This is a genomic window from Neobacillus cucumis (assembly GCF_016908975.1).
Taxonomy (GTDB): Bacteria; Bacillota; Bacilli; order Bacillales; family Cytobacillaceae; genus Neobacillus; species Neobacillus cucumis.
Map to the genome: position 1 here is coordinate 26,135 of NZ_JAFBEX010000025.1, position 26,356 is coordinate 52,490.

A 26,356-nucleotide genomic window follows, 5' to 3' on the forward strand; every position below is an offset into this window, starting at 1 on the left:
TTAAATCTAGTCATCTTCCTACTTTGCTTACCTATTTTTACTCCTTTTAAAAATGGGGGGAGTAGGTTATGGTGTAAAAAATCTATTAAATTTGGACATGTCGTGAGTAGCAAAAAATACAGTAAACAAAAGGGTTCTAGTTAGCTTTATGTTTTAAACCATTACGACTACGAATCATGGAAACAAGCAACATTAAAAACGGTATGATCACCATAATAGGCGGGAAAAAGAAATATTGAGCCGTTTTCTGCCCTTCTTCAATATGTTCCGCAAAATTTGAAGCAATCGCCATAGATAAAAAGATGAGAATAATTCCTGCTGGTAAAACAATTTGTTGATGGTTCTTTAAATTGCATAAATCGACTATTCCGATTACTGCACCATAAAAAAGAATGGCGATCTTGAAAAACATAAGGATTAGAAGAGTAAAGACAACAAGAGCATCGAGTCGTTGTAAAAACTCCATAAGATTGACCTTTCCGATGGTTGATAACAAAGGAAACGTCGATCTCTCCACTACTCCGACACTAAGAACGGCGATATTTAAACTTGTGTTATAAGCTAAACTAAGACCGCTTGAAATGACAGCAAATAGCCCAACTTTTTTCGCTGACTCATGCCGATTTAAATAAGGAAGCAACATAGTGAAGGCAATCATTTCTCCAAAAGGAAAAAAAGTAAGTAACGGAAATGCTGTCGTTAAGATTGGCTTCCATCCATTTTCAAGAAACGGCTGCAAATTTTTAAAATCAATATTGCCTGAAAAAAAGACAAACATATTTCCTGTGAAGCCTATAAAGAGCAGAATGACAAAAAACACTTCTGCAGTCCTTGCTAATACTTCAATCCCTAAATACAGTACATAACAAATGGCAAGAACCAACAAGATGTTGATCGCCAATAACGGGGTTTCTGTTAATGTCGATGAAAGCAGCAATTCCCCAAAATCACGCAAATCTCGGGCAGCATCGTACAAAAGGAATACGACATATAATAGACCAATTATCCACCCAACATATTTACCAAATATTTTCCTGGCATATCCGGTCAACGGTAGGTTCGGATATTGACGAAATAAAGTGTAGTAAATTAAAAATAAGACAACTCCACCACTCATCCCTAAAAGAATCGCTAGCCAGGCGTCTTTATGGGCAGTTATTCCATAACTTACGACCAGTGCACTTCCAAGTTCGAACATAAACATCATGACAAATAGTTGAATGGCGCTAATTTTGGCTTTCTCCATCTTTTTAGAAAACCTCCCTTCGTTCCATGTTATGCCCGAATTTTTTCATTATTTTATATATGATTTTGTTCGCAAACCTGACCGTCGAATAAACGCTTTTACGTTTACGTTGATTTTTGTCTCGGGAAAGATTTCATCATTCCATTTTTTCTTGATTTCCTTCCACAATTTAGGGTTTTCACGGTTGATATATTCACTAAAACGAAAAATATCGGTTTTTTGTTTTTTGGCCTCTTTTACGGCCATCATCACTTCCTCTTTTATTTCCTTCTCCATCTGGTTTTCAAGTTTTTCAATGGATGTATGTTTACTGAGATCGATTGGACAATGCACTTCTGAGAGATGGCCTTCTGATTTAACTGTGATCTGAATAACAGGTTTTTGGTTTTTTATTTCTGCTTTAATTTTTGTTTTTGCGCGCATAACTTCCGCTGCAATCCCTTTTTTTACCTTCTCACAATTAAGGTCTATAACGGTTTTTTTTAATTCATTATTAATCCATATAGCACCTCGGGCAGTATCTTCATCCAACCATTTTTTGAGTTTCCCCTTTTTAAAAATAGCAAGTCCTCTTATCTCGATCACTGTCTTTGGAGATATTTCTTGAATGTTTGTCATCTTGTTTCCTTTTTCTGGGTCTCCGGTAATCTGAACCCCTGTTAAATTTGCCGTTTCTCCTCGTTCTAATTGTTGAATGACTTGATCGGCACGGGTACTTGCATACTCTCCCCGGATTTTTGTGGTAGACTCCAAGCCCCCTACAATTTTGGCAGAAGGAACGTCCTCTAAAGGGGTCGTGATTTGGAGAAGAGTCTTTGCTGTATTATCTCTGACGACTAGAATCGGAAACAATGTTCGAAATTGTGAGTCACGTTCAATAAAGTCAAACAAATCATGAATCCCTTTTTTTCGTGCTAGCTCCTCACCTATCACCATTAATTGGACATGAGGGAAAAAAAGTTCCTGGGGTGACTTTGGCATAACTTTTCGAATTGCCTCTTCAACGGTGCTTCCTACAGCCGAATAGGTCGTAACAGGCGCCGACATTGATTTCACTCCTTGGCCTCCCGCAGTAGCTATTTGTCCTTCATTAATAACTTGTACTGTAACAAGATATCTGTTTTCCGAAGTATTGCCGCCTTTATCAATGCCAATAGCACTTACAATGTCAAGATCTTGTAATTCTTGCCGATCCCAACATCCTGACAGGAATACGGTAGATACAATCATAAAAAAAATAATGAATCGTTTATGTTTCATTAGAATCCCTCTTCGATTCGTTTTCCTTAATTTGTCCTTTCTTCTGTGAAGGGCCCAGATTCTGAGTAGTACCTGTTCGTATTATCTTCGTTTGGTTCAACAATCGAGGTCGTTTTGACAAAAACGGTTTTGGGAAACGAATGATGGTATCTTTCCAATCAGCAAACATAAGGGGAGCAAAAGGAGCCAAATAGGGAATACCAAACGAGCGAATGCTGCAAGTGTGTGCAACTAACACAATGACTCCAAGACCAATCCCATACAGCCCGAAAGAAGCTGCCAGCATCATCATAATAAATCGAAGTAAACGTGTCGTATCCGTCATCTGAACATGGGGCATAGTAAAACTGGCGATTGCCGTCCCTGCCACCACAATCACCATTGCACTTGAAACAATTCCTGCCTCAACAGCTGCTTGACCCAATACAAGTGCGCCAACAATTGAAACAGCCTGTCCAATAGGACGCGGCATCCGAACTCCGGCTTCTCGTAACACTTCAAATGTAAATTCCATCAATAGGGCCTCTATAAATACCGGAAACGGGATTCCATGCCGTTGTGCGGACAGACTAACTAATAAAGGCGTTGGAATCAATTCTGGATGATACGAAAGAAACGCAATAAAAAGGGACGGGCCCAAAAGGGTGATCAAGAATCCACCAACTCTTAGAAGTCTCAAGAAACTGGTCATATGCCAATTGGTATAATAATCTTCGGCTGTTTGAAAAAATTGAATCCATGTCGCTGGTAAAATTAAAGGAATCGGTGTCCCGTCCACAAAAATAGCAATACGTCCCTCCAATAAATTTCCGGTTACCACATCCGGACGCTCTGTTATAAATATAGTCGGCCAAGGTGTCCATATGTCATCGCTAATCCACTCTTCGATGGTATTGGAACCAGTAATTTCATCCACTTTTATTTTACCTAACCGTTCTTTTACTTCTGTAAGAAGTTTGTCATTCACAATCCCTTTTACATATATAATGGAAACATCTGTTCGTGTAATTTCCCCTAGTTGTATGGTTTCAACCCGTAGATTAGGGCTTTTAATCCGGTGGCGAACCAATGCAGTATTGGTCACAAGAGCCTCAACAAAGCTCTCTTTAGGCCCCCGAACAGATGGTTCTATCGTAGGTTCTGAAATGGTTCTTAATTCTCCGCCTTGCACACTGCAGGCAATTGCTTGAACTAAACCTTCAATTAGAAGAATAGATTGCCCGGATAAAAGGTTATGGACTAGCGTGTTCCAATCGGTGACATCCTTTACACCCATAATCGTTAAAATATTTTCTTTAATATATGTAAATAATTCACGTGGCTGCTTAAGACTACCGTTTTCCGTATGGTAACCGTCACTCATTAGCCTTTCTATAATAAAACTGCCGATGCTCTCTGTATCCGATAAGCCATTTATAGCAAGTAGGGCAGCTTTTGTCATGGGGGGATTTCCTATTTTAAATTCACGAATCATTAAATCACTACTGTTACCTAGAACCTCTATAATCGTTTTTAAATTTTCCTTTAGATCTGGACTCAGTTCTTGTTTATTTACTGTTAGTTCTGTTTCCTCATACTGCAGTGTTAGTTCTTTTTTTCTTCTCTTTTTTATTATTCGGCGCCATGCACTGTTCATTTTCTAACACTCCAAGTTTATAGTGTCACCAAAAGAATGGATCTACGGTTCCCTCGTTATGTAGCATCCCTATATTCCAATTTTTGATACAAGTAGGATAAAAAATATATATTTGGATAAGATAATTCATTGGGACGTTAGCAAATTCCCACGGTTGAAATGACCGGGATACATAGCATTAAGTTGCCTATATAATCAAGTGGGATAAGGACAACCAGCATCGTTGTCCTTATTGATGTAATTCTTCTATGAGCGCTTATTGTTCAATTAGAATTGAAACATCGACATTTTGTTTATTATTTGGTTCGTCGAGCGGATGAATCGTGGCGGTGCTATTTTGTTGATCCACATGTTCAATATAGACCTGTCTTCCGTTACAAGTTACATTAGCCATGACTTGTGAACGTGAAATTTCCTGTGCTCGTTGTGCGTCCATTTTATCTACCTCCTTTTTGATTTAGAACAGATATAATATTTACTTTTAACAAATTGATTATGTAAAAAATCTACTTAGAGCGGGTTTCAAAAGTATCTTTTTATTGCCATAAACAAAATATTAGAGAAAATTGCACCCCAAAAAGTCAGTCAAAATTCAGCTCTAACTTTTGGGGTCCAGTACAAAAAAAAGCCGATTTCCATTTGGAACGAACTTCTAAAATATTCTTCAACAAAAGCTGGTTTACTTTAAATACATCATTTCATTACAAGTCCGCCATCAACATTAATACATTGCCCGTAACAAATGCTGATAGATCTGAAGCTAAAAACAAACTCAAGACCGATTTCTGTCGGTCTTGAGTAATTGGTCCTTCCTTCGTTTCAGCCAGTTCATGTTTCAAAGACGATGGTTTCAAACTATCCATTTTCTAAGCTAAATGAAAGGCATAAACTAAAAGGTATCCTAAAATAGATAACAATATTGAACCTATTAAACCTGCTCCCAATGATTTGAGTCCAAGCCTTCTAAATGTCTCGACATCTACATTAAGTCCTAGTCCTGCCATAGCCATAGCTATTAACAAATAGGCGATAAGAACAAGGTTATTTGTGAATGTTGTTGATAATATCTCCAATGAATGGATGGCACTCATTACCAAGAAACCAAAAATAAACCATGGGATAGGAATAGATTTCCATATTTTATTCTGTTTTCCGCTTTGAGAACGATTACCTCGATTTGTCCAAAATCCAATCATAATAGCAACTGGTACCAGCAATGCAACTCTTGTTAATTTTACAATCACTGCTATGTCAACAGCATCTTTCCCACCAGGAGCAGCTGCTGCGATTACGTGTGCAATCTCATGTAAGGTAGCACCTGAAAAGATTCCATATCCATGTGTAGATAATCCTAATATAGGATAGAGCATGGTATATACTAATGTAAAAATCGTGCCCAAAATAGCTACAGTTGCTGCTCCGATGGCTGTTTCATCATCATTCGCTTTAATTTGTGGGGCAATTGCAACTACAGCTGCTGCACCACAAATGGCAGTGCCGCATGCTGTTAATATTCCCAGTCTTTTTTCCACTTTAAACAATCGAGATAACCCGTAAACCACGAATAAAGTGAAGACAATATTAATCACTGCAATGGAAAATACTTTTGGTCCTGCATGGAGTATATCAACTAAATTCAGCCTCATACCTAGTAGAATAATCCCTATACGAAGGAGTTTCTTACTTGAAAAATTTGTTCCAGCGATTAAATTTTCAGGCACACCCAATAGAGCCCTCCATCCAATACCAAGCAATATAGCAATAACTAGTTGACCCATATTATTTAAAAATGGAAATTGTCCTAAATATTTGGCTAGGATAGCAATGAAAAGTGTCAGAACTATGCCTAGAATAAAAAATCGCATATTTGGATTTTCTTTTACGAGTGTTTTTTCCAATTTTATCACTCCAATCTATTCTCTTATACGAGATGTTTTTATAAATCAACTTTACGTCAGACTTAACAATAAGTTAAATATATATTAACTATCTTAATCATTATAAAAACTTATGATAAGATGATGTTAACTAAGTTTGAAATGATTGGAGGAAATCAAATCAGTGATTGTAGATACAATGAAGGTTTTCGTAACAGTTATTGAACAAAAAAACTTTACTCGTGCAGCAGAACTTTTACATATATCTCAACCCAATGTAAGCTTACATATACGAAATTTAGAAAATGAACTGGGGACCAAGCTCATTCATCGTTCGCCTAAACAGGTACAAATTACGGAAGCTGGGGAAATACTATATAAGCATGCTAAACAGATACTATTACACTTTGAAGAAGCAAAACATGAAATTAATGATTTGTTTCATGTTGTATCAGGAAAATTAAGAGTAGGAGCAAGCTTTACCATTGGTGAATACATCCTTCCTAAAGTATTAGCTGAATACGCAGGTCAATTTCCTCTAGTAGATGTTCAGATCATTATCTCTAACACTGAAGAAGTTATAGAAGGAGTTAGAACAAATCAACTTGATATTGGATTAATCGAGGGTGAGACAAATGTTCACGATATTCATATAGAGCCTTTTATGGAAGATGAAATGAGTGTGGTTGTACCTTCAAACCATCCATTATCTCAAATGAAGCTGATTGAAAAGGACATGCTGCAGAATCAAATCTGGATTACTAGAGAAATGGGTTCTGGAACACGGACCTATATGGATAAATTTATTTCAGAATTGGGCTTAATCATTAAACGCTCCTTTGTTTTTAGCAGTAATCAAGGGGTAAAAGAAGCTGTCAAAGCAGGGCTAGGAATTGCATTGTTATCCCGATGGGCAGTTGATAGAGAAATTGAGACAAATGAGATACGTGATCTCACTTTAAAAAACAAAAAAATCACAAGACCTTTTTCGTATGTTCAAAGTAAAAACTCTGATGATTCCAAAGCAATAAAAATGTTTCTTCAGAAAATCGAAGAATTTCGTATGAATAACTAAACAAATATTTTATAAATCAAAATTCAATAAAAAAAGGCAGTCCTAAATTTTGTGTAATTTAGGACTGCTTTTTTTAAGCTCTATGCCCTCCTGTCTGGCTTACTAGGGTGGAACACCCTGAAACCAAGGAGACAAGAAGGCAAATCTAATTCCTGCTTTCTACTCTACTATACCTATCGTTTAACTTATGGTACTTAAAGGCTGTAATGCAAGATAAACTTTTACATGATGCACTTGACCGTCATCTAAAAGTTTTAGGTACGGTTGATCACTGGCATCCTTATCGTTCACTATCCATTTTACTGGAGTATCAGAATCGTGGTTACAGTGAATGACAAGTGAATACGTGGTTTTTCCAAATAGATAGTCGATACTGAATGATTCCCAATCTGTCGGTACACAAGGTTTAATATATAGTTGATCACCTTGAAGCTTGACCCCTAATATATATTCTAATCCTGCTTGGTACATCCAACTAGACGCCCCTGTGTACCATGACCAGCCGCCTCTGCCTTGATGTGGGTGTGCTGTATATACATCAGCTGACATCGCATATGGTTCATTTTCATATGTTAGCACATCACGAGTGTTGAGCGTGTGGTTGATTGGATTGAGTATCGAAAATAGTTCAAAGGCTTTGTCGCGACGATTTAACATTGACCAGGCGACAATTCCCCATATGACACCGTGTGTATATTGTCCACCATTTTCACGAATTCCAGGTGGATAGCCTTGAATGTATCCGGGGCTCGGTTTTGTTTTATCGAACGGTTTGGTTAACAAACGAGCCAGATTTAAATCACGATCGACAAGTTCTCGGTCAAACGAAGTCATGGCCTGAGTCTGACGGTCGATTGAGGTTCCCTGCGAGATGACAGACCACGACTGAGCAATGGCGTCTATTTTACATTCCGTGTTGTTATTTGATCCAATCCATGTTCCGGCATCCGTATATGCACGGCGGAACCAGCTGCCATCCCATGCATGCTGGTTAAGGTTTTCCTCCAATTGTTTGGCAGTATTGTTAAAATATACAACCTTATCATCAGGAAGGATACCGTCGTCAAGTCTTGAAAATCTGTTAAGAATATCGATAAGGAACCAACCAAGCCAGATGCTCTCACCACGACCCTTTGCTCCGATACGACTCATGCCATCATTCCAGTCCCCAATACCCATGAGCGGGCATCCGTGTTCACCAAATTTTAAAGCATGGTGAATGGCCCGAAGGCAATGATCTAACAGTGAACCTTTCTCTTCAGACACTACTGTATCTTCATAACGTTCTAGTTCCTCCTCTTTAAGAACCTCGCTCCGCAAGTAGGGGACAATCTCTTTTAGAATGCCGTAATCACCTGTTTGTTCTAAATAACGGGATACAGCATAAGGTAACCAGAGTAGATCATCTGAAAATTTCGTACGAATTCCTTTATCGGTTTCTTGGTGCCACCAGTGTTGAACATCTCCTTCTTGGTATTGGTGGGCAGCATTAATGAGGATTTGCTTTCTCGTAATCTCAGGATCAGCATGTAAAAGCGCTAGCGAGTCCTGAAGCTGATCACGGAACCCAAATGCACCTCCCGCCTGATAAAATGCGGTCCTTGCCCATAATCGGCAGGCAAGTGTTTGATATAATAGCCAGCCGTTCATCATGATGTCCATCGCCCGATCGGGTGTTTTAATCTGTACTTGTCCAAGAATCTTCTGCCAGTAATGAGTAACTTCTGAAAGCGTGTCCTCGAAAGCAGATGGTCGACCATATTGTTTAATAAGCGAGGATACCTTGTCCTTTGAGGATTCACAGCCAAACAAAATCAGTACCGTTATTTCCTCATCTGGTGGTATTTCAACCACTGCTTGAAGCACCCCGCATGAATTTGAGAAAGCCCCTGTCCGTTTAGATAACCCCTTTCCTAAAAAAGCACTAGGGAACTCATATGTGCCGCTACGTCCGATAAATTCTTCGCGATCCCCCGTCCAAGAATACAAATTGTCTGCCTTCTTGGACGAATTGGGAACGGATATATGCATAAAACTGACTGCATTACGAAATGTTTCTTGATACGCATTACGCGCAAGTAGTGCTTTATGATCTTCGTCCCATTCCGTAACAATGTAAGGGGCCTGGGCTTCACGTATAACTCCAATAACCCATTCTGCGTAATAGGAAATGGAAATGCGCTTTTGAGTATTACTTCTATTACTAAGGTTTAGCTTGATAAGTTTTAGCGTATCGTTCAAAGGAACAATCGTGTCCATCTTGTGGACTACATCTCCATCCATTTGTTCAAACCGGCTAAATCCCTTGCCATGAGTTACTTTGTAAGTTAGCTCGTCTCCTGCTGGTTTTGGGGTAGCTGACCAGACTCGCTTCGAATCGAGATCCTGCAAATATAGGCACTCTCCAGGTTCATCTAATACGGGGTCATTCGTCCAAGGTGTGAGTTTACACTCTCGAGAATTGTTCCACCAACTATAACCTGTACCGAAATCTGTGATTAAACAACCAAATCGAGGGTTTGCAAGTATATTACTCCAAGGTCTGGGCAGATATGAACTTTTCTGAACATACATTTGGTAGGCACTACCACCCTCGATGAAACCTCCCCAACCATTGAAAAATTCACCTATAGGAGAAAGAGAGGATGGTTGTTCCAGCCTATCCCATTTTCGTTCTACAACAAGTTGCTGCTGTACTGAAATTATTGGATTTTCATACACGCTTAGTTGTGCACTCAAACTTGGACCTCCTGCTCGCAGCCAGACACGTGCTACAGATTTCAGGAGAGTTACTATTTTCTCGTCCAGTTGTGAAGCCTTTAAACCAATAATTCGTCTTAATTGGCCCAATCCACGGCCTGCCAGTTGATCTCTTAAACGATTCATGAGTTGATCCTGATAGCCACCAACGGTTTCATCAAGCACCACCAAGTCAATTTCTAATCCTAGCTGACACAAGTACTGGTGTTGTTGTGCTAACAAACTAACGAAAGGCAAATCGGCTGAATGCTTGATAGAAACCATAGCAATGGGCACGTCGCCGCTTATCCCATGCGACCATAAGGCAGACTGACCTAAACTATTCTGTTTAATCGCTTCACTTCGCATCGGAGTGAGGGACGGTGTATATAGAAGACGACCCGCCAACCGATGAGCAGCCGAAGCTTGCTTCGGTGTTAGGTGCAGGTGCCGAAGATCAATTTGCGAACGTACTAAAGCTAAATGGAAGGTACGATCTACCTGATTCGGCTCACGCAACTGTTGAACAATATCCAATGCCTTCTCGCGGCTATTGGCCACACCTGTCACAATGTAGATAGAAGCTGATTGCCGTGGTGCCAAATGAATGCGTCGTCTCATGATAAACGCTGGATCCACAACAGAGCCGACAAGTTCACGAAGTCGTGAGGATATTGCATATGGTTCCTTGAGTGAATATCCACGTCCAATAAACTTAGCACGATCCGTCTCGAATTCGTAATCATGAGCATTAGGGTCATCAGTATAGACTGTATGAACAGCCCATGTCTCTTGCTCTTCATCTTCTCGGGTACGTCTCTTTGCCAATAGACATTGTGCTTGTGCATCGTGGCTTGTATCGATAAATAACTTGTTAAATGCCGGATGCGCACTAAATGCAAGAGGACTGGCCAGCGCTAATTCTAAAAACGTGGTCACTTCCAGTATCTTTTCTTCGGTACTATTATTGACAAGTTGGAGACGTCGTACCTCGGCGTCAATATCAGGAGGAATGGTTATTTCAAGCTTTGATGAAATATCACAATAGGTACCCTCATATGTAGTTTTGTCAAGACGAAATACGGAACTTGGATCCTGAATTTTATTACAAGGGAAACAAGTTATACTCCATGTCTTTTCAGAAGGAATTTCGTGAACGTAAATCATCATACCAGAAGTATCTGCAATGGGATCTTCACGCCATCTTGAAATCGAAAGCCCATTCCATGTAATCATCCCTGTTCCATTGTTTGTGTTTATAGTTGTCATTCGGCTGTTTGATAAGACGTTTATTTCGGGAACCAAAGTTGGTTTTGTAAACGACCGTTCCATATTATCAAAGTGTTCATCAAAAGAAGTGAACTTTGCATTTAGACCTAAAGGCTCTTCAATAAGGGCAGCCTTTTCAGGTAAGCGCTCCTGTAAAAGCAGATTGCAGGTGCGTACGCGGGCATCGGAATGGAAACGTCTTATCATAATATCATCCGATAATAAATTGGTTAGAGTTAGCATACTCATACCTTGATGGTGAGCCATGTAGCTTTGCACGACCTGAAATCGGTCTCCATTTAAAAGTCTTTGGGCAGTAAAATCAACTGCTTCATAATACCCGAACTCACTTTTGGCACGATAATCTTCAAATTTACGTAATGCTGCAAGACCAGCTTCACCCGCATAAGGAAGAGCCATAATCGTAGCATATGGTGCAAGGACCAAATTTTGTTCTAGACCACGATCAAGTCCAAGTCTAGGGACACCAAAAGCGCGGTATTGATAATTCAGCTGATAGTCGAAAGCATAATAGCCGCTCTCTGAAATTCCAAAGGGCAGTTGATATTGATCAGCATACGTTTGCTGTGCGTGAACAACTCCTCGATAAGTGGAATCCCATATAGTATTGCGGTATGAACGCATAATCAGACTTGGCATCAAATACTCAAACATGGTTCCTGACCAAGATAACAATGTTTTGTGCTGCCCGGAAATAGTCATCGTCCGTCCTAGTGAAAACCAATGTGAAGCTGGTATTTGTCCCAAAGCTATGGCTACAAAGCTTGCTTGTCTCGCTTCAGATGCCAATAAATCATAAAGAATCGTATCTTTTTGGTTGGTATCAATATGGTATCCGAGAGAGAATAATCGTTCATCTGAATTAAAGAGTGCTTTGAAATTAGTTTGTTGAATAAGCTGGTCTATTTCACTGATGATGTCCTTTATGCGTGTTTGAAAATCAATTTCCCGTAGGCTCCACTCAAGTAAACTTTGTTCTACGACCATTAAATACCCTACAAAGTTGCCAGAATCAACTGTTGAAACGTATTTAGGGAGCAGCGACGAAGCTGAACAGGTATCATACCAATTCAATAAATGCCCATTCCATTTTTCCAGCCGAATAATCGTTTTCAGCGAAGATTCGATGCGGTTTAACATGGTAGGCGTATCGATGAATTCCAAATCACGGGCAGCAACCACACATGCTAAATATAAGCCAATATTGGTAGGTGACGTTCTATGGGCAATGATTTCTTTTGGATGGTACTGCACGTTATCAGGCGGCAGCCAAGACTCTTCCTCCGTGACATATTTTTCATAAAATGACCAGATTTGAAAAGCTAATTCATTTAGTTCAGAATGTGCATTATTTATCCATGTTCGGCTTTCTGCTTTTGGCGGTTGATTTAATTGCGTAATGACAGGGCGAGCTAGAAGCCAAAAAATAAGAGCAGCAGTGCCAAATATCCGCTCAAACAGGCCACCAGAAAACCAAGCAATTAAAGCAAATATGAAAATAACCATGTATCCTGCAGGCTCAAACAGGAAAACTCGTCTCCTAGTGTCTTCACGATCTGTCTGCGAAGAAGGGATCCACTCAAGTAAATTGCGACGACTGACGAACATGCGGTAAAGTGTACGTAAAATAGCATCAAAAGAAAGTACTGTTGTAAATGGCAGGGTAATTAACTGCATAGTGCACTGGAGAAAGCTAATGCAAAGAGTTCGGTTTAGTCTTCTTCCTAACATTGCTGAAATGAGAGAACTAAGAAATGGAAGAAAAACTGTTAACCCTATGATTGTTTCCCAAATCCAGCTCCTGCCTGGCAAAGCGAATAACCCAAGTATTGCAATAATTAAGAAGACAGGTGCACGTAGACTCCGGCGCAAATTATCAACAATTTGCCAACGGGTTAGACTGCACAAAGCAACTCTGCTTTCACCTTGTTGATCATTGCATCTGAGACCCAACCATTTAATTAGCTGCCAGTCCCCGCGAATCCATCGATGAGCACGTCGCTCGTAAGCGTAATAAATGCCTGGATATGACTCGACCACTTCTATGTCAGAGGTTAAACCAGTGCGTAAAAATCCACCTTCAAGTAAATCGTGACTCAGCACAGAATTTTCTGGAATTCGGTTTACCAATGTTTTCCGAAATGCTTCAACGTCAAAAATGCCCTTACCAACAAAAATCGCGTGACCAAATAAATCTTGATAAACATTTGAAACAGCAAAAGCATATGGATCAATTCCTGGTTCCCCAGCCCATAATGAGGCGAATCTTGAATTTTGGGTTGATTCATAACTTACACCTATACGAGGCTGCAGCAAACCAAAACCTTCAATAACACGAGTTCCCTCATCATTAAGCCTTGGCCGATTGAAGGGAAAATGAATGGAACCCGCTAAGCGGCTCACTACACCAATCGGGAGTTGTGTATCAGAATCAGTAGTAAAAATATATCGGATTTTTTTCAATATTTCTGTTTGTCCCAGGCAAGTGGTGTAGCTAGTTTGGTCACTTCCTGCAAGAAGCTCAACGAATTCAACAAGTTTCCCGCGCTTGCGCTCCCAGCCCATATAATTTTGATCAACCGAATTATAAATACGAGATCTGTGGAATAGAAAAAATTTCTCAGACCCGTATTTTTTTCGTAACTCATTAATTCGTTCCCCAGCATAAGCGATTATCTTCTCGTCATCTGGCATCGTTTCGGTAGCTGCATCATAAAAGTCGGCTAATATGGCAAAATGTATGTTCTGTTGCCGATTTGCCAGGTAATGAATCAATAGTTGGTTTACCACATCATCCACTTCTTCCAGACTTGACCAGATAACAGGCATAACCACCATTGTGACCGCATCATCGGGCAGGTGTTCCGAAAAGTCATATCTCAGAAGTGGAGTAGGTCGGCAGCATTTACCAATAACGGCATGGATAATCTCAATTACCCAATCACTGACTGGCAGCATTAAGGCGATAATAATCGCCAACCAGGATAAAGGCCGAACTGCCATACCATTTGCTACACATATTCCGGTGAGCAGCATCAATCCTGCAAACAATAAGATTGAGCTTAGAAAATACGCAATGGAAGGCTGCCTCTGAATGGCAAGTTGAGGTAAAACTCTTGGACGAGCCACTTTGCAGAGCTCTTTGCGCATGAAGGTAATTCCTTTTGGATCAAATAGATAATAAGCAAGGCATGCACCACGAGGATTATTCATGGTTTGTTCCGGGTTTTCATGACAAGACGCTGCCAGTCGTACGGAAGTCTCGGCAACCAGGGTTTCCGGTACGTTCAGTTGATTGGCAATTTTGACTATACGTCCACGAAGTAAGTCACGGCTTTCTATATCGAGACGTTTATAGTCATTTTTCGAATCAGAGAGAAGAGCTTGTTCAAGATAAGAAACTCTTGAAAATGTCAACCGCCATGGCAAGCGCTCCAAAATGTGCAAACTTTGCACTAAATTCCCACAAGTCACCTGTAACTCTGCCTGAAGCTGATGCTCATATGAAACCATCTGCTCAAGGCTAAATTCACTATTTTCTACATGAGCTGAAAGCCAATCGTGAACGATCCGTATATTTGGCTCTCTTTCACTCAAATGTTGGACGAAATGGACAATTTTGATTGGATTTAATGGTTCATTGCGTGTTTCCTGCTCTAATAAAGAACGTATTTTCGTATCTGACATATTTCTGGAGCCTATTTGCTCTATTAAGGACAGAATTGAGTGACATGCATCGTGTCTTTTTCGTACTTCCCGCATCACCTCGGATAACCGTCTAATAATAATGACACGCATGGCACTTGGCAATGTCCAGCATTCTATATCCTTCAGAACAGAAACTTCCTGAAAAGACATGAGGTAACTCTCGAATGAGTGCAAATCGTAACGACCATCCACGTGTTCGAGATAATCATTGCATAGGGCATAAATTCTTGGTATTCCAGTGGACTGCAATTTAGGTAATATTTTAAGAGTTGCACGAGGCAGCTCCTTAAAAACAACTTGTGCTTGTATTTCAATAAAGTTGATGTGATCTAGAAGCCAATCTTCAGCTGGTTGCTTACATTCAACTTTGGTATTTCTTAAGTCTTTAGCGAATTCATGGAGACTTGCTAAATCCGATCGAAAAGCAGCCCATTTTCTTGTAGGAAACCTGTTGGTTGAAGTTAATTCTTGAGTTAAGGCAAATGCATAAGCCCTTTCTCTTAATTGTTCATTGTTTAAAATCCTAGACTCCCCCTCTTTAGTTACATATGAAAATATTCCCACGGACTACTCATTTTCATACATGATTTAACACTCTTTCTTGCAAATACATTGATCATAATTAAGTAAAAAGAGTAGGAGGAAGCTATTTTTTTGGAGGATCTCCCTTTTTATGAATAGAATAATAATAAAATTTGAAATATTTACAACTTTATTAATATTCATTTTACTGCCATAATAAATTAAAATAACTCCAGAAAAGTAGGTGGAAATATGAGTAGGTCGATTAATGATTATACAATTATGGAATCACTATTTTTTACTCAAAGAATGATGCAATTAAGTAAAGCGCTCTGGAAAGTAATTGAAAAGGATTGGCAGCAATGGATAAAGCCATATGACCTTAACATTAATGAACACCATATTTTATGGATTACCTATTATTTAAAAGACGCTCCCATTTCAGAAATTGCCAAACTTGGAGTCATGCACGTATCAACAGCTTTTAATTTCTCAAAAAAGTTGGAAAACCAAGGATACTTGCAATTCTCTAAAAAAGAAAATGATATGAGAAACACATATATTCAATTAACGAAAAAAGGGGAAGAATTGCTTTTAACCATTTTCAAAAATTATGAGCCGTTACAAAATTCCGTATTTAAAGGAGCATTACCATTACACGAATTATACGGAAAATTCCCTGAATTTATTGAAATGTCAGCCATTGTTCGTAGTATATATGGTGATGACTTTATGGAAGTTTTTGAATACTCTTTCGATAACATTGAAAAAGATTCGCTTATTTGGAAGGAATGATTAAAAAACGAAAAAAGCAATTTCTAAGTAACAAAGTACTTCTTAGAAATTGCTTTTTAAATTATAAAATCTCTATAAATAATGCCCTAAGTTTATAATATTCCTATCCATGTCTTCACTGCAGTAACCAAAATTAAGATCCCCATAATGACTTGTAACACATTAGTGTTAACCCTCTTCCCTGCTGTTGCTCCTATGGGTGAAGCCATTAAACTAGCCACAACCATGATAATTGAAGGTAAAATTGGTACTTGTCCTGTTGCTATTTTTCCGGAAACAGCGCCAATCGATGAAATAAGGGTAATGGCTAAAGAAGAGGCAATCGTCATCCTAGTAGGAATCTTTAACACAACCAGCATAATCGGCACTAACAGAAATGCTCCTCCGGCCCCTACAATACCTGCCCCAATCCCCACGATAAAAGATAGTAGTGCTGCAAGCCATTTATTAAACTTGATTTGTTCCAACGGAATATGATCAATTCCTCTCTTAGGTACAAACATCATGATAACAGCTATCAACGCTAAGATACCATATACAATGTTAATTCCACTTTCTGGCATGTGAGTGGATCCAACCCCCCCAATAAAACTTCCAATTAAAATACTTATACCCATGAATGCAATGAGTGTTTTATTTAAATAACCACCTTTCCGGTAAGCCAAAACACCACCAATTGTTGCAAAAAACACTTGGATAGCTGTAATACCAGTAACTTCATGTGCTGTAAAATGACCCACACTAAGCATGACTGGAATATACAACAACATCGGATAGTTGATGATAGCTCCACCTATCCCTAACATTCCAGAAATAAAAGAGCCAACAAACCCCATTAGGAAGATCGTAATCATTAAGCTGATATCCATGATATCCTCCTTTTAAAAAGGGAACCTTATTGATTCCCGATATTTTCAATCCCTTTATCGTACCGCACAACGATTTGGTCCAATCTCCATCTCTCGTTGTTGATCAATGTCTGGGTTAATTTTTCCCATATTGGTTTGACGAATCTCTTGATAAGCATTTGGCTGAGGTGGCAAGTTTTCCGTTAGCATTTTTCTGAATTCATTTTCGTCTTTAATATTTAGACCATGATTTTTCGCAAAAAGTGTCCCTAATTTTTCTGCCACACTTCCATCTTCATTTAATTCATCAATAATCATAAAGTGTGCTGGAAGAACCATAAGCTCTTCTGACAATTCTTTGTATCGTTTATAAAGAGTTTCTCTTAAATCTCCAACCCAGTCTTCCGCCATACCTGCAAGGTCCGGTCTTCCGATTGAATCAATGAATAGGATATCACCTGAAAGCAGGAACTTTTCATCCACTACAAACGATGTGGATCCGAGCGTGTGACCAGGAGAATAGAAAGCATGAATATTTATAATTGTATTGCCGATGGTTACGTCATTACCGTCGTCTAATGGTTGATAAACAAAGGTTACTTCTGTTGCATCCTTTGGTGGAAGCCAGTAGGTTGCTCCAGTTTTCTCAGCAATTGTACGCCCGCCAGAAACATGATCAGCATGAAGGTGTGTATCAAATACATGAGTAATTTTGACACCGATACTTTCAGCAAAATCAAGATAGATATCCGTCATACGTGTTGCATCAATCAGTGCTGCTTCACCGTTTGACACCACCATGTAGGATAAACAGCCTTTACCAATTCGAACAAACTGATAAATTTCGCCACCATCCTTTAGGTCACCCACTTTAACCGGTTCTAAATGTTCACTCCATGCTTTCATACCTCCTTTAAGGTATGACACGTTTAACCCTGCATCCGAAAGCATTTCTGCTACCATTACCGATGAGCCTTCTTTTGCACAAACCACTACTATGTCTTTATTAGTAGGAATTTTATTTATGATTTCTTCTACACCATCTAACAATTCGAAATAAGGAATATTTAAATACTCAAAGTTTTCACCTTCCATTTTCCAATCCTTAAAATCAGTTTCATTACGTACATCAAGAATAAATAACTCTTCTTTATCAAAAACCTTCTTCGTAACCTCATTTGAAGTCATTACATTTACAGTCATCTTTCATTTACCCCCTAAGGTATTATTTTATTTAAAAAAATATATTCATCTAAAAATAGGTGATCTAGATTTTATTTACTGATTCCTGATGTTTTCCAAGTCCATTGACTCATACCGGATACAACATTGATAACATTCGTAAATCCCTTTGCCGTTAATTTTTGTGCTGCAAGATCGCTTCGGTTGCCTGTGCGGCAAACTACATAAATTTCATCTTGTTTGTTTAATTCATTTATTCTCTCTTCCAATTCACCTAATGGAATAGAAATCGCGTTTGGAATATGATTAAAAGCAAATTCTGCCGCTTCTCTTACATCAATCACGACGATATTATCATTTGCTTCAAGCTTATTCTCTAATTCTTCATTATTGATAACTTTCGGGTGCTTTTTTTCATTGGATTCATCATTAGAGGATTTGCGAAGATAATGCTTTAACACTTCGCCTTCTTCGATTGTCCCCAAATATTGATGTCCTGAACTTTCAGCCCATGCTTTCATGTCCGCTTTGGATCCTTTATCTGTCGCTTCGATTTCTAATACTTGACCTGCCTTTAGGTTATTCATTGCCTTTTTTGTTTTTACAATAGGCATCGGACATGCTAATCCTTTTGCATCTAAACTCATATTTGCTGTTAAGTTATTCATGGTAGACCTCCTGTCAATATACCTATAAGGGTATTATCTCCGTTAAAAAAATTTATTCAACTTTACCTTTCCAACTTTCCTACGTTTAATAATTTTTCAACCTCTTTTGCTGTCATTTGTTTCATTGTAAAGACCTCCATTATATAAACAAATTCACATTACCTTCTTCTGCATCTGCTAAATATGCAGCAACTCCAGCATATTCGATTGATTCTAATAGCTCTTTCTCTTTAAGACCTAACAAATCCATTGTCATGGTACATGCTACAAGTTTTACATCCTGCTCTTGAGCCATTTCGATCAATTGTGGTAAAGACATCGCGTTATGCTTTTTCATAATATCTTTAATCATTTTCGGACCGAATCCGCCAAAGTTCATTTTGGAAAGTCCCATTTTATCCGCGCCTCTAGGCATCATCTTGCCAAACATTTTTTCCATGAATCCTTTTTTCACCGGAATGTTTTCATCTTTACGTAAGGCATTCAATCCCCAAAACGTATGAAAAATCGTTACTTCATGATCATAAGCAGCTGCACCATTTGCAATGATATAGGCTGCCATTGCTTTATCATAATCTCCACTAAAGAGAACAATTGTAGTCTTTTTCTTTTCTGTCATGTTGTGACCTCCTAGAAGTATTATTATAAACATATACCCGTATGGGTATTTATTTGATAAAAAAAATTATCCTTTTTTAATCCAAAACTTTAAAACATTATTTTCTTCTTCATGTTTCAAAAGTTCATGCCCCCCTGATTTTGCCCAAGCAGTAAGGTCGTTTTTAGCACCTTTATCCGTTGTATGGATTTCTAAAACTTGACCAGATTCAAGTTCATTCATCGCCCTCTTTGTTTTAACAATTGGCATTGGGCAAGCTAAACCTTTAGCATCAACTACTTTTGTAATATTCATTGTTTCATTCCTCCTATTTTATAATACCATTACCCCTACGGGTATTAATGTTAGTAAAAATAAAAGAGGGTGTCAACCCTTTTTTATCGACTTTTTACGAGCAAATTAACAGCTTCTTGTACTAATTCTTCCATGCTCTTTTCCCCAGGCTCACTCGCTTTCTGAACACACTCCACTAAATTCGAACTAACAATCACCCCTATAGTGCGATCAATTGCACTCCTAGTTGCAGATAACTGGGTGATAACTTCTTTGCAGTCCTTATCTTCTTCCATCATTTTTAAAATTCCTCGTAACTGTCCTTCAATGCGTTTTACTCTGTTTTTCATTTGATCATTATAATCCATGTTTTACCTCCTTTAAAAAATTAGTTCTATTTCGATAAATTTTCTTTTAATGATAAATAAATTGCAAAAATAATCCTTATTCAGGGAAACACTGTCATTGACAAGTTCCATAATATACCCCATTAGGTATAATGTCAATGGTCAAGATTTCAAAAGTATGCCTTGAAAAAAACTCCATCTTTTCACCATTCAAAAGACTAATTTTTGCTCATAGATTTTTCATAAATTTAGTATCATTTCTACCTCGATAATCCATTCTAAAAACTTCTATCACATTTTTGTATAGAAATATTAACTTTTCTTTAAATTCTTTTATAGATGTTTAAGGATGTTATAATAAAGATTGACCTGAAGTTTTAAAAAATTTAAGGAGGATTTTTTTATTGTGCAAACTAATATTAGACCTTTAAATCCCATTGCTTTTCACTTAGGACCGATAGACGTACATTGGTACGGAATAATCATTGGTTTCGGTGCATTATTAGGATTGTTTATAGCTACAATAGAATGTAAAAAAAGAGGTTTATCGCCAGACCACCTCGTGGATTTAGTCATGTTTGCATTACCAATTGCCATTATTTCTGCGAGAATATATTATGTATTATTTGAATGGGGGTATTATAAAAATCATATCTCTGAAATCCCCGCAATTTGGCATGGGGGTATAGCTATTCATGGTGGCTTAATTGGGGCTATTGTAACGGCTATAATTTTTACTTATAAAAGAAAAATATCCTTTTGGAAGCTTGCTGATATAACAGCTCCAAGCATATTACTTGGTCAGGCAATAGGTAGATGGGGGAATTTCATGAATCAGGAAGCTCATGGAGGTCCTGTCTCAAGAGCTTTTCTCGAACAACTGCATCTCCCACCATTTATTATTAACCAAATGTATATAAATGGGGTATATTATCATCCGACATTTTTATATGAATCAATATGGAGTTTTGTTGGAGTTTTTCTACTAATTTCATTAAGAAAAGTTAATCTTCGCCGTGGCGAGATGTTTTTAACTTATCTTATCTGGTATTCAATTGGCAGGTTCTTTATTGAGGGAATGAGAACTGACAGTTTAATGTTAACAAGCCATTTAAGAATGGCACAGGTGATTTCCATTGCAATTATTCTAACCAGTGTATTGTTAATTACCGTTCGCAGAATGAAAGGATTTTCAAAAGAACGATATATAAATACTGAGGTATAAGGTATATGAATGAAGCTAGCAAAAAATCTATCAATTCAGAAAATATACAGCAGCAAACTATTGATTCAAAATATATTCAGCAGCATTTGGCAAATGAAAGAACCTATCTTGCATGGATTAGAACAAGTATTACCATAATGGGAGTAGGTTTCTTAATCACTAATCTGCATTTTTCAACTACTAAAATCAAAATAAATATGGCAGATATCTTAGCCAAAGTGATTGGTTTAGCTTCTATTGTCGTTGGAATTATTGCGTTAATCATTACAACTATTTCGTATTTTAAAAAAGGTAACGAAATTAATCATCAGACATTTAGATTTTCAAAATTAATGGTTGTTTTCCTATCCGTTTCTTTAATACTTATTTTTCTTGTATTTGGTCTTTATTATTTGTTTGTTTGGCGATTGATTTAAAGTCCTAATATAACATTTATAAATTACAGAGCCCTAAACTAAAAAAGTAACGGGTTCTCTTGATGGGGAGTTTTGTGAAAAAAACACAGTATTTCGCATCTATTTAGGTTACTAAATCCACTATAAAATTCATTTGAATGCTCTTTCCATACAATCTTTACAAGGATATTATAACTGAATGTAGATTGCACTGTATGAAAAATAAACGGAAAAATTCCGCTTAAATTGCGAAATACTCCTATTTTCTTAAAAATAAAGGAAGTTTTTCCGTTTATATTATCCAAATCTTAGGATTTGCTCTTATTTAGAGCAGTTAAACGGAAATTCTCCGCTTATACCTGCTTCTTAACCTTCGTCTTTATACATTAGCCGGAAATTCTCCGCCTATGAATTCTCATACCTACAGGATCATCAACTATGAATAATAACAGAAACTTAAACTGAAAAATAGCACAATTTTTAACAGTAGGTTTAGACAATAAAATCGCACCTCAATCAGCAAGAGAATAAATCATTGTACCTAATCTTTCTAAGACTGAAACTAACGCGATCTTTCACTAAAAAACCTTAAAACGGCTTTAAATCAATGATTATAGTCCATTCCGATTAAGCAAAATGGACTACGATTCTTTTTTTATTTGGGTATAACTCCCCCTGAAGGGAACCCATTACTAAAAAAGTCCTGCTTCTTTTATGATAAAATTCTTAATAAACCACTGATTAAATCATTTTCCTTTTATTCAATTTTAATAATATCTTCTATGGAGCTTTGCTCTACATTTTCAAAAGAATCGGTTAATTTTTTGTGCAAATAGGAAACAATCCCCTTTTCTGAAGAATGAACCATCAGACAACGGCCTCTTTTATGTATTTCGATAAAAGCTGTTCCTCTAAGACCATAGATTCGATTTCCGTAAATCGATAGAGTGTCTTTATCCAAAAGATTCTTCACGATATTTTGCACCTTATCTAAATTCATATAGGCTTTTACGAGTAAAGTTCCTCCATCCTTGTTAATGGCAAGTTGCATCGTGGCCATTTTTTCTGGTTTTCCATCTCTATGGATTTTTTGTTCAACAGACCTATATACCTTGACCAATTTCTTTGCAGATAGTGGTTCGCTAAACAAATAACCTTGACCCCTATCACAATGCTGCTGTTGTAGAAAGATTAATTGTTCCTTTGTTTCGACCCCTTCTGCAATGACACCCATACCCAACTCGTGAGCCATAGCAATAATGGCTTTGATGATCGTGGAATCTTTCGTATACAAGGTACAATTACGAACAAAACTTTTATCAATCTTTACAACATCAATCGGAAATTCTTTCAAATAATAGAGAGAGCTATACCCTGTTCCAAAATCGTCCAAGCTGATTCTGACACCAATTCGCTTCAAATCCTTTATGATAGGAAGAACTTTTTGAACATCTACCATCATACTTTCTGTAATCTCAAGTTCGAGATATTCGGGAGGAAGTCCAGTGGCATCCAAAACATTTTGGATCTTTTCAACTATATTGGGTTGGTATAATTGTTGTGCGGATAGATTAACGGCCATAATCCAAGAAGGGAGCCCCTCATCTTGCCACTTTTTATTTTGTAAGCAAGCGGTATGTAAAACCCAGTCTCCTATTTCGATGATCCTGCCTGTTTTTTCAGCTGTCGGAATGAATTCCAATGGAAAGATCATCCCTTTCTCGGGGTGTTGCCAACGGATTAACGCCTCTACCCCTGAAAGTTTACCCGTATGTAAATCCAACTTTGGTTGATAATGCAGCTTAAATTCGTTTTCTTTAATCGCTCTGGACAGGTTTGTTTCTAATTCAAATTCTTCATTGTACACTTTGTTCAAATCGCTCATCCTCAATCATTTATTTAAAATGAAAATTGTAAGGTATGACTTCTACATTACACATAAAATTCCCTCTATACTCTAAATATTTATTAACGTTAACATCAAATTTAAAAGAGCTAGAATATCCAGCTCTTTTTTGGTAGTTTGCTTATTAATATGAAATTCAATAACTCCTATTTCACCAATTGATTATTTAGCCCTTCGAGTTCCTCTTCAATCCTTACCGGATCAATTCGTTTAAACAACGGTTCTACATGAGACAATCTTTGAGGTTCAACTAAGAATGCTCTCCATTCGGTTTCTGTTGTGCTTATCAAACTCTTAACTTTTTCGCTTGAAAAAGGAAGGAACGGAGTTAGGATATGAGCTAAGTTTGCAACAAGATACACGCAATCTGCCAGAGTTTGTTTGCAAGACTCCGTATCATCCTTTATTTGTTTCCAAGGTTGTTGTTCATCAAAATACTTATTCGAGAATCTAACAAGCTCAAATACTTTTTCCAGTCCTTGTTTAAAGGAAGCTGTTTCAATGCAATGACCTACTTCAATGTATAAGAGGTTCACTTTATCCTTGATATTTGAATTTATGTCCTTATCAGGGATAAGACCTTCAAATGACTTTTCAATAAATTTTAATGTCCGATTGACGAAGTTTCCATAGGCCCCTAATAATTCACTATTATGGCTGTAAATGAATTCTTTCCAAGAAAAATCAGCATCACGGTTTTCTGGTGCATTGATGGTTAAGAAATATCTGATCGAGTCTGGTTCGTACTTTTCTAAAATAGCTGGAACCCAAACAGCCCAATTTTTGCTAGTTGATAGTTTTTTCTTTTCCAAGGTTAAATACTCGTTTGAAACGATATGCGTTGGTAATGGTTCTTTACCAAGTCCAGCCAGAATTCCAGCCCAAATAATCGAATGGAATGGGATATTATCTTTTCCATGAACATAATAAGATTGAGCAGAAGCATTCCAAAAAGCTGAATCATCATGGTTTGTTTCTTTTGCCCACAATTTACTTGCTGTGTAGTATCCTGAGACCGCCTCTATCCACACATAGATTTTCTTATCTTCATATCCAGCAACTGGAACACTTACCCCAATTGGCAAATCTCTTGAAACAGCTCTATCTTGCAATCCTTCCTTTAAATATCGTTTCGTAAGAGAGATCGCATTTTCCCTCCAAAGGTGCTTGTCTTCTGCTTCCTGAGTATAGTTTTCCAAAACAGTCTGGAAGGAGCTTAAAGAAAGGTAAAAATGCTCTGTGAATCGAGTAGTTGGTTCATTTCCGCAAATTTTACATTTTCTTTCAAGTAATTCAAGCGGTTCTAGTAGAGTAGAACAATGATCACATTGGTCTCCACGAGAAGGTTCCTTACAAACCGGACAAATACCTTCAACATAACGGTCCGGCAAAAACTGCTGACAATGTTCACAATAAGTCTGTTCGATTTCTTTTTTGTATATAAGTCCTTTTTCAAGTAACTCTAAAAAGATCTCTTGGACGATTTTATGATGATGTTCTGTATCCGTTCTAGTATAGGTATCGTATGAGAATCCTAATCTTGAAAAACAATCTTCGAATTCTTGGTGGTAACGATCAGCAATCACACTTGGAGAAACTCCTTCTTGTTTTGCTCTAACGGTAATCGGCGTACCATTACAATCACTTCCCGATAGATACAAAACTTTTTCTCCTTTTAAACGGTAATATCTCGCAAGAATATCCCCAGGTAATAAACTAGAAATATGACCTAAATGTAATGAGCCGTTTGCATAGGCCCAAGCTCCTCCAATAAAAATACTCATAGATAAAACCTCCAATTATCATTTATTAAAAAACAAAAAAACCTCGCCTTAACTGCAATAGTTAAGGACGAGGTTTGAATGACCACGTGATACCACCTTATTTCACAAATGGCTCACACCATTTGCCTCAGCAAGTACGGAGTAAACAGTTGCTACTCTTATACTGTGACATTGATAACGAGTGCCAAATCTCGTCGTATCCTACTAATACCAAAGTACGTTCAGTACGCAGCTCAGAGACCATTGTTCAAATGCATGTTTTTGCTTCTTTTCAGCTACCGAAGCTCTCTGGTGAAAAACAGTAACATTTTACTTTTTCTCTTCATTGCTTTTAATTTATCAATAGTTTATTCAAAATATTTCTTCAAGTCAATATTTTCATGTTATTAAATCTAAATAATAAACTAGAGGCTACTCAATATCCTTATTATTCTAAGTCCCTTGGACCAAATTGATGACCAGCGTGAGGACCAAAGAACATTCGTTCTGTTTGTTGACCTGCTTGTGTCCCTGTCTGTGCTTCAGCTTGCGTTCCAATTTGTGTAACGGTTTGTGCTTCCGGTGTTTGTTCCAAATGTGGAGTTCCTGCTTGAAATCCTGCTTGAAACCCTGATTGGAATCCCGCCTGGAACCCAGCTTGAAATCCTGCCAGATGCATAGCTGTTTGACTCGTTTCTGCGCTACTCAATGGACCTAGGTTTTGCCTTAAGTCATAAAAATCAGGTATTTCATATTGGTTTTCATTTAACAGATTTTCAGTTTCATTATACATATCCTCACCACCTGCCGATATGGTATGCACCTTAAGAAACAGATGAGCCTTTCCAATAAAATGACAGGAGGAACAAATATTAACTCGAATAAAGAATACACAAAGAAATAATGTACTAAAAAGGAAAGTATGTTCCTACTCCCATTATGTTTATGCCTTGAAAGGAATCATATGCTCTTACTAATTTGA

At 37.7% G+C, this 26,356-nt stretch carries 20 protein-coding genes and 1 other annotated feature; of the genes, 4 read left to right on the forward strand and 16 right to left on the reverse strand.

Annotated features, from left to right (window positions below):
• Positions 1-136 precede the first annotated feature (136 nt).
• The 6 genes from JOC76_RS24410 to JOC76_RS24435 form a co-directional block, all read right to left on the reverse strand.
• A complete protein-coding gene (locus JOC76_RS24410) occupies positions 137-1,246 on the reverse strand; it encodes a GerAB/ArcD/ProY family transporter (RefSeq protein ID WP_205181382.1) in 1,110 nt (369 codons plus the stop codon).
• 48 nt (positions 1,247-1,294) lie between these two features.
• Positions 1,295-2,506 (reverse strand): Ger(x)C family spore germination protein, encoded by a 1,212-nt coding sequence (locus tag JOC76_RS24415; protein WP_205181383.1) that lies wholly within the window; start codon positions 2,504-2,506, stop codon positions 1,295-1,297.
• Entirely contained in the window at positions 2,496-4,142 is a 1,647-nt protein-coding gene (locus JOC76_RS24420; RefSeq protein ID WP_205181384.1) for a spore germination protein, read from the reverse strand. The genes JOC76_RS24415 and JOC76_RS24420 overlap by 11 nt, the downstream gene beginning before the upstream one ends.
• A gap of 256 nt (positions 4,143-4,398) precedes the next feature.
• A complete protein-coding gene (locus JOC76_RS24425) occupies positions 4,399-4,578 on the reverse strand; it encodes a small acid-soluble spore protein H (protein WP_205181385.1) in 180 nt (59 codons plus the stop codon).
• A 265-nt stretch (positions 4,579-4,843) separates the two neighbouring features.
• Complete coding sequence (locus JOC76_RS24430; RefSeq protein WP_205181386.1) at positions 4,844-4,981, reverse strand: hypothetical protein; 138 nt, start codon at positions 4,979-4,981, stop codon at positions 4,844-4,846.
• Positions 4,982-5,008: 27 nt separating this feature from the next.
• Positions 5,009-6,040 carry a YeiH family protein gene (locus tag JOC76_RS24435; RefSeq protein WP_372442004.1) on the reverse strand — a complete coding sequence of 344 codons (1,032 nt, stop codon included), beginning with the start codon at positions 6,038-6,040 and terminating at the stop codon, positions 5,009-5,011.
• Positions 6,041-6,203: 163 nt separating this feature from the next.
• Here JOC76_RS24435 and JOC76_RS24440 point away from each other — a divergent pair, with 163 nt between their 5' ends.
• Positions 6,204-7,094 (forward strand): LysR family transcriptional regulator, encoded by an 891-nt coding sequence (locus JOC76_RS24440; protein WP_205181387.1) that lies wholly within the window; start codon positions 6,204-6,206, stop codon positions 7,092-7,094.
• A gap of 180 nt (positions 7,095-7,274) precedes the next feature.
• Here the strand turns inward: JOC76_RS24440 and JOC76_RS30775 are convergent, their stop codons facing one another.
• Positions 7,275-15,395, reverse strand: coding sequence for a glycoside hydrolase family 94 protein (locus tag JOC76_RS30775; protein ID WP_307784766.1), 8,121 nt, complete (start codon positions 15,393-15,395; stop codon positions 7,275-7,277).
• Between the two features lie 210 nt (positions 15,396-15,605).
• Between JOC76_RS30775 and JOC76_RS24450 the strand changes: the two genes are divergently transcribed.
• The gene (locus JOC76_RS24450; RefSeq protein WP_205181388.1) at positions 15,606-16,148 is read left to right on the forward strand and encodes an HTH-type transcriptional regulator Hpr; all 543 of its coding nucleotides are present in this window, start codon (positions 15,606-15,608) and stop codon (positions 16,146-16,148) included.
• Between the two features lie 92 nt (positions 16,149-16,240).
• Here the strand turns inward: JOC76_RS24450 and JOC76_RS24455 are convergent, their stop codons facing one another.
• The 6 genes from JOC76_RS24455 to JOC76_RS24480 all read right to left on the reverse strand — a co-directional run bounded on the left by JOC76_RS24455 (position 16,241) and on the right by JOC76_RS24480 (position 20,106).
• Positions 16,241-17,017 carry a sulfite exporter TauE/SafE family protein gene (locus JOC76_RS24455; RefSeq protein ID WP_205181389.1) on the reverse strand — a complete coding sequence of 259 codons (777 nt, stop codon included), beginning with the start codon at positions 17,015-17,017 and terminating at the stop codon, positions 16,241-16,243.
• A 54-nt stretch (positions 17,018-17,071) separates the two neighbouring features.
• Complete coding sequence (locus JOC76_RS24460) at positions 17,072-18,199, reverse strand: MBL fold metallo-hydrolase (protein WP_205181390.1); 1,128 nt, start codon at positions 18,197-18,199, stop codon at positions 17,072-17,074.
• Between the two features lie 71 nt (positions 18,200-18,270).
• On the reverse strand, positions 18,271-18,846 hold the full coding sequence (locus JOC76_RS24465; RefSeq protein ID WP_205181391.1) for a sulfurtransferase TusA family protein: 576 nt from the start codon (positions 18,844-18,846) through the stop codon (positions 18,271-18,273).
• Between the two features lie 139 nt (positions 18,847-18,985).
• Positions 18,986-19,465 (reverse strand): DsrE/DsrF/DrsH-like family protein, encoded by a 480-nt coding sequence (locus JOC76_RS24470; RefSeq protein ID WP_205181392.1) that lies wholly within the window; start codon positions 19,463-19,465, stop codon positions 18,986-18,988.
• A 66-nt stretch (positions 19,466-19,531) separates the two neighbouring features.
• Entirely contained in the window at positions 19,532-19,759 is a 228-nt protein-coding gene (locus tag JOC76_RS24475) for a sulfurtransferase TusA family protein (protein WP_205181393.1), read from the reverse strand.
• Positions 19,760-19,842: 83 nt separating this feature from the next.
• Positions 19,843-20,106, reverse strand: a complete 264-nt coding sequence (locus tag JOC76_RS24480; RefSeq protein WP_205181394.1) for a metal-sensitive transcriptional regulator — start codon at positions 20,104-20,106, stop codon at positions 19,843-19,845.
• 385 nt (positions 20,107-20,491) lie between these two features.
• On the opposite strand from JOC76_RS24480, the gene lgt reads away from it, so the two are divergent.
• Positions 20,492-21,310 carry a prolipoprotein diacylglyceryl transferase gene (gene lgt / locus JOC76_RS24485; RefSeq protein WP_307784767.1) on the forward strand — a complete coding sequence of 273 codons (819 nt, stop codon included), beginning with the start codon at positions 20,492-20,494 and terminating at the stop codon, positions 21,308-21,310.
• Between the two features lie 5 nt (positions 21,311-21,315).
• A complete protein-coding gene (locus JOC76_RS24490) occupies positions 21,316-21,726 on the forward strand; it encodes a YidH family protein (protein WP_205181395.1) in 411 nt (136 codons plus the stop codon).
• Between the two features lie 736 nt (positions 21,727-22,462).
• Here JOC76_RS24490 and JOC76_RS24495 read toward each other — a convergent pair.
• From JOC76_RS24495 to JOC76_RS24505, 3 genes are all read right to left on the reverse strand, one after another.
• A complete protein-coding gene (locus tag JOC76_RS24495; protein ID WP_307784768.1) occupies positions 22,463-23,572 on the reverse strand; it encodes a putative bifunctional diguanylate cyclase/phosphodiesterase in 1,110 nt (369 codons plus the stop codon).
• Between the two features lie 185 nt (positions 23,573-23,757).
• Positions 23,758-25,395: a methionine--tRNA ligase gene (gene metG, locus JOC76_RS24500; RefSeq protein WP_205181397.1), complete on the reverse strand. Its 1,638-nt coding sequence runs from the start codon at positions 25,393-25,395 to the stop codon at positions 23,758-23,760.
• 60 nt (positions 25,396-25,455) lie between these two features.
• Positions 25,456-25,730, reverse strand: a binding site (T-box leader).
• A gap of 92 nt (positions 25,731-25,822) precedes the next feature.
• The gene (locus JOC76_RS24505; RefSeq protein WP_205181398.1) at positions 25,823-26,167 is read right to left on the reverse strand and encodes a FliH/SctL family protein; all 345 of its coding nucleotides are present in this window, start codon (positions 26,165-26,167) and stop codon (positions 25,823-25,825) included.
• Positions 26,168-26,356 lie beyond the last annotated feature (189 nt).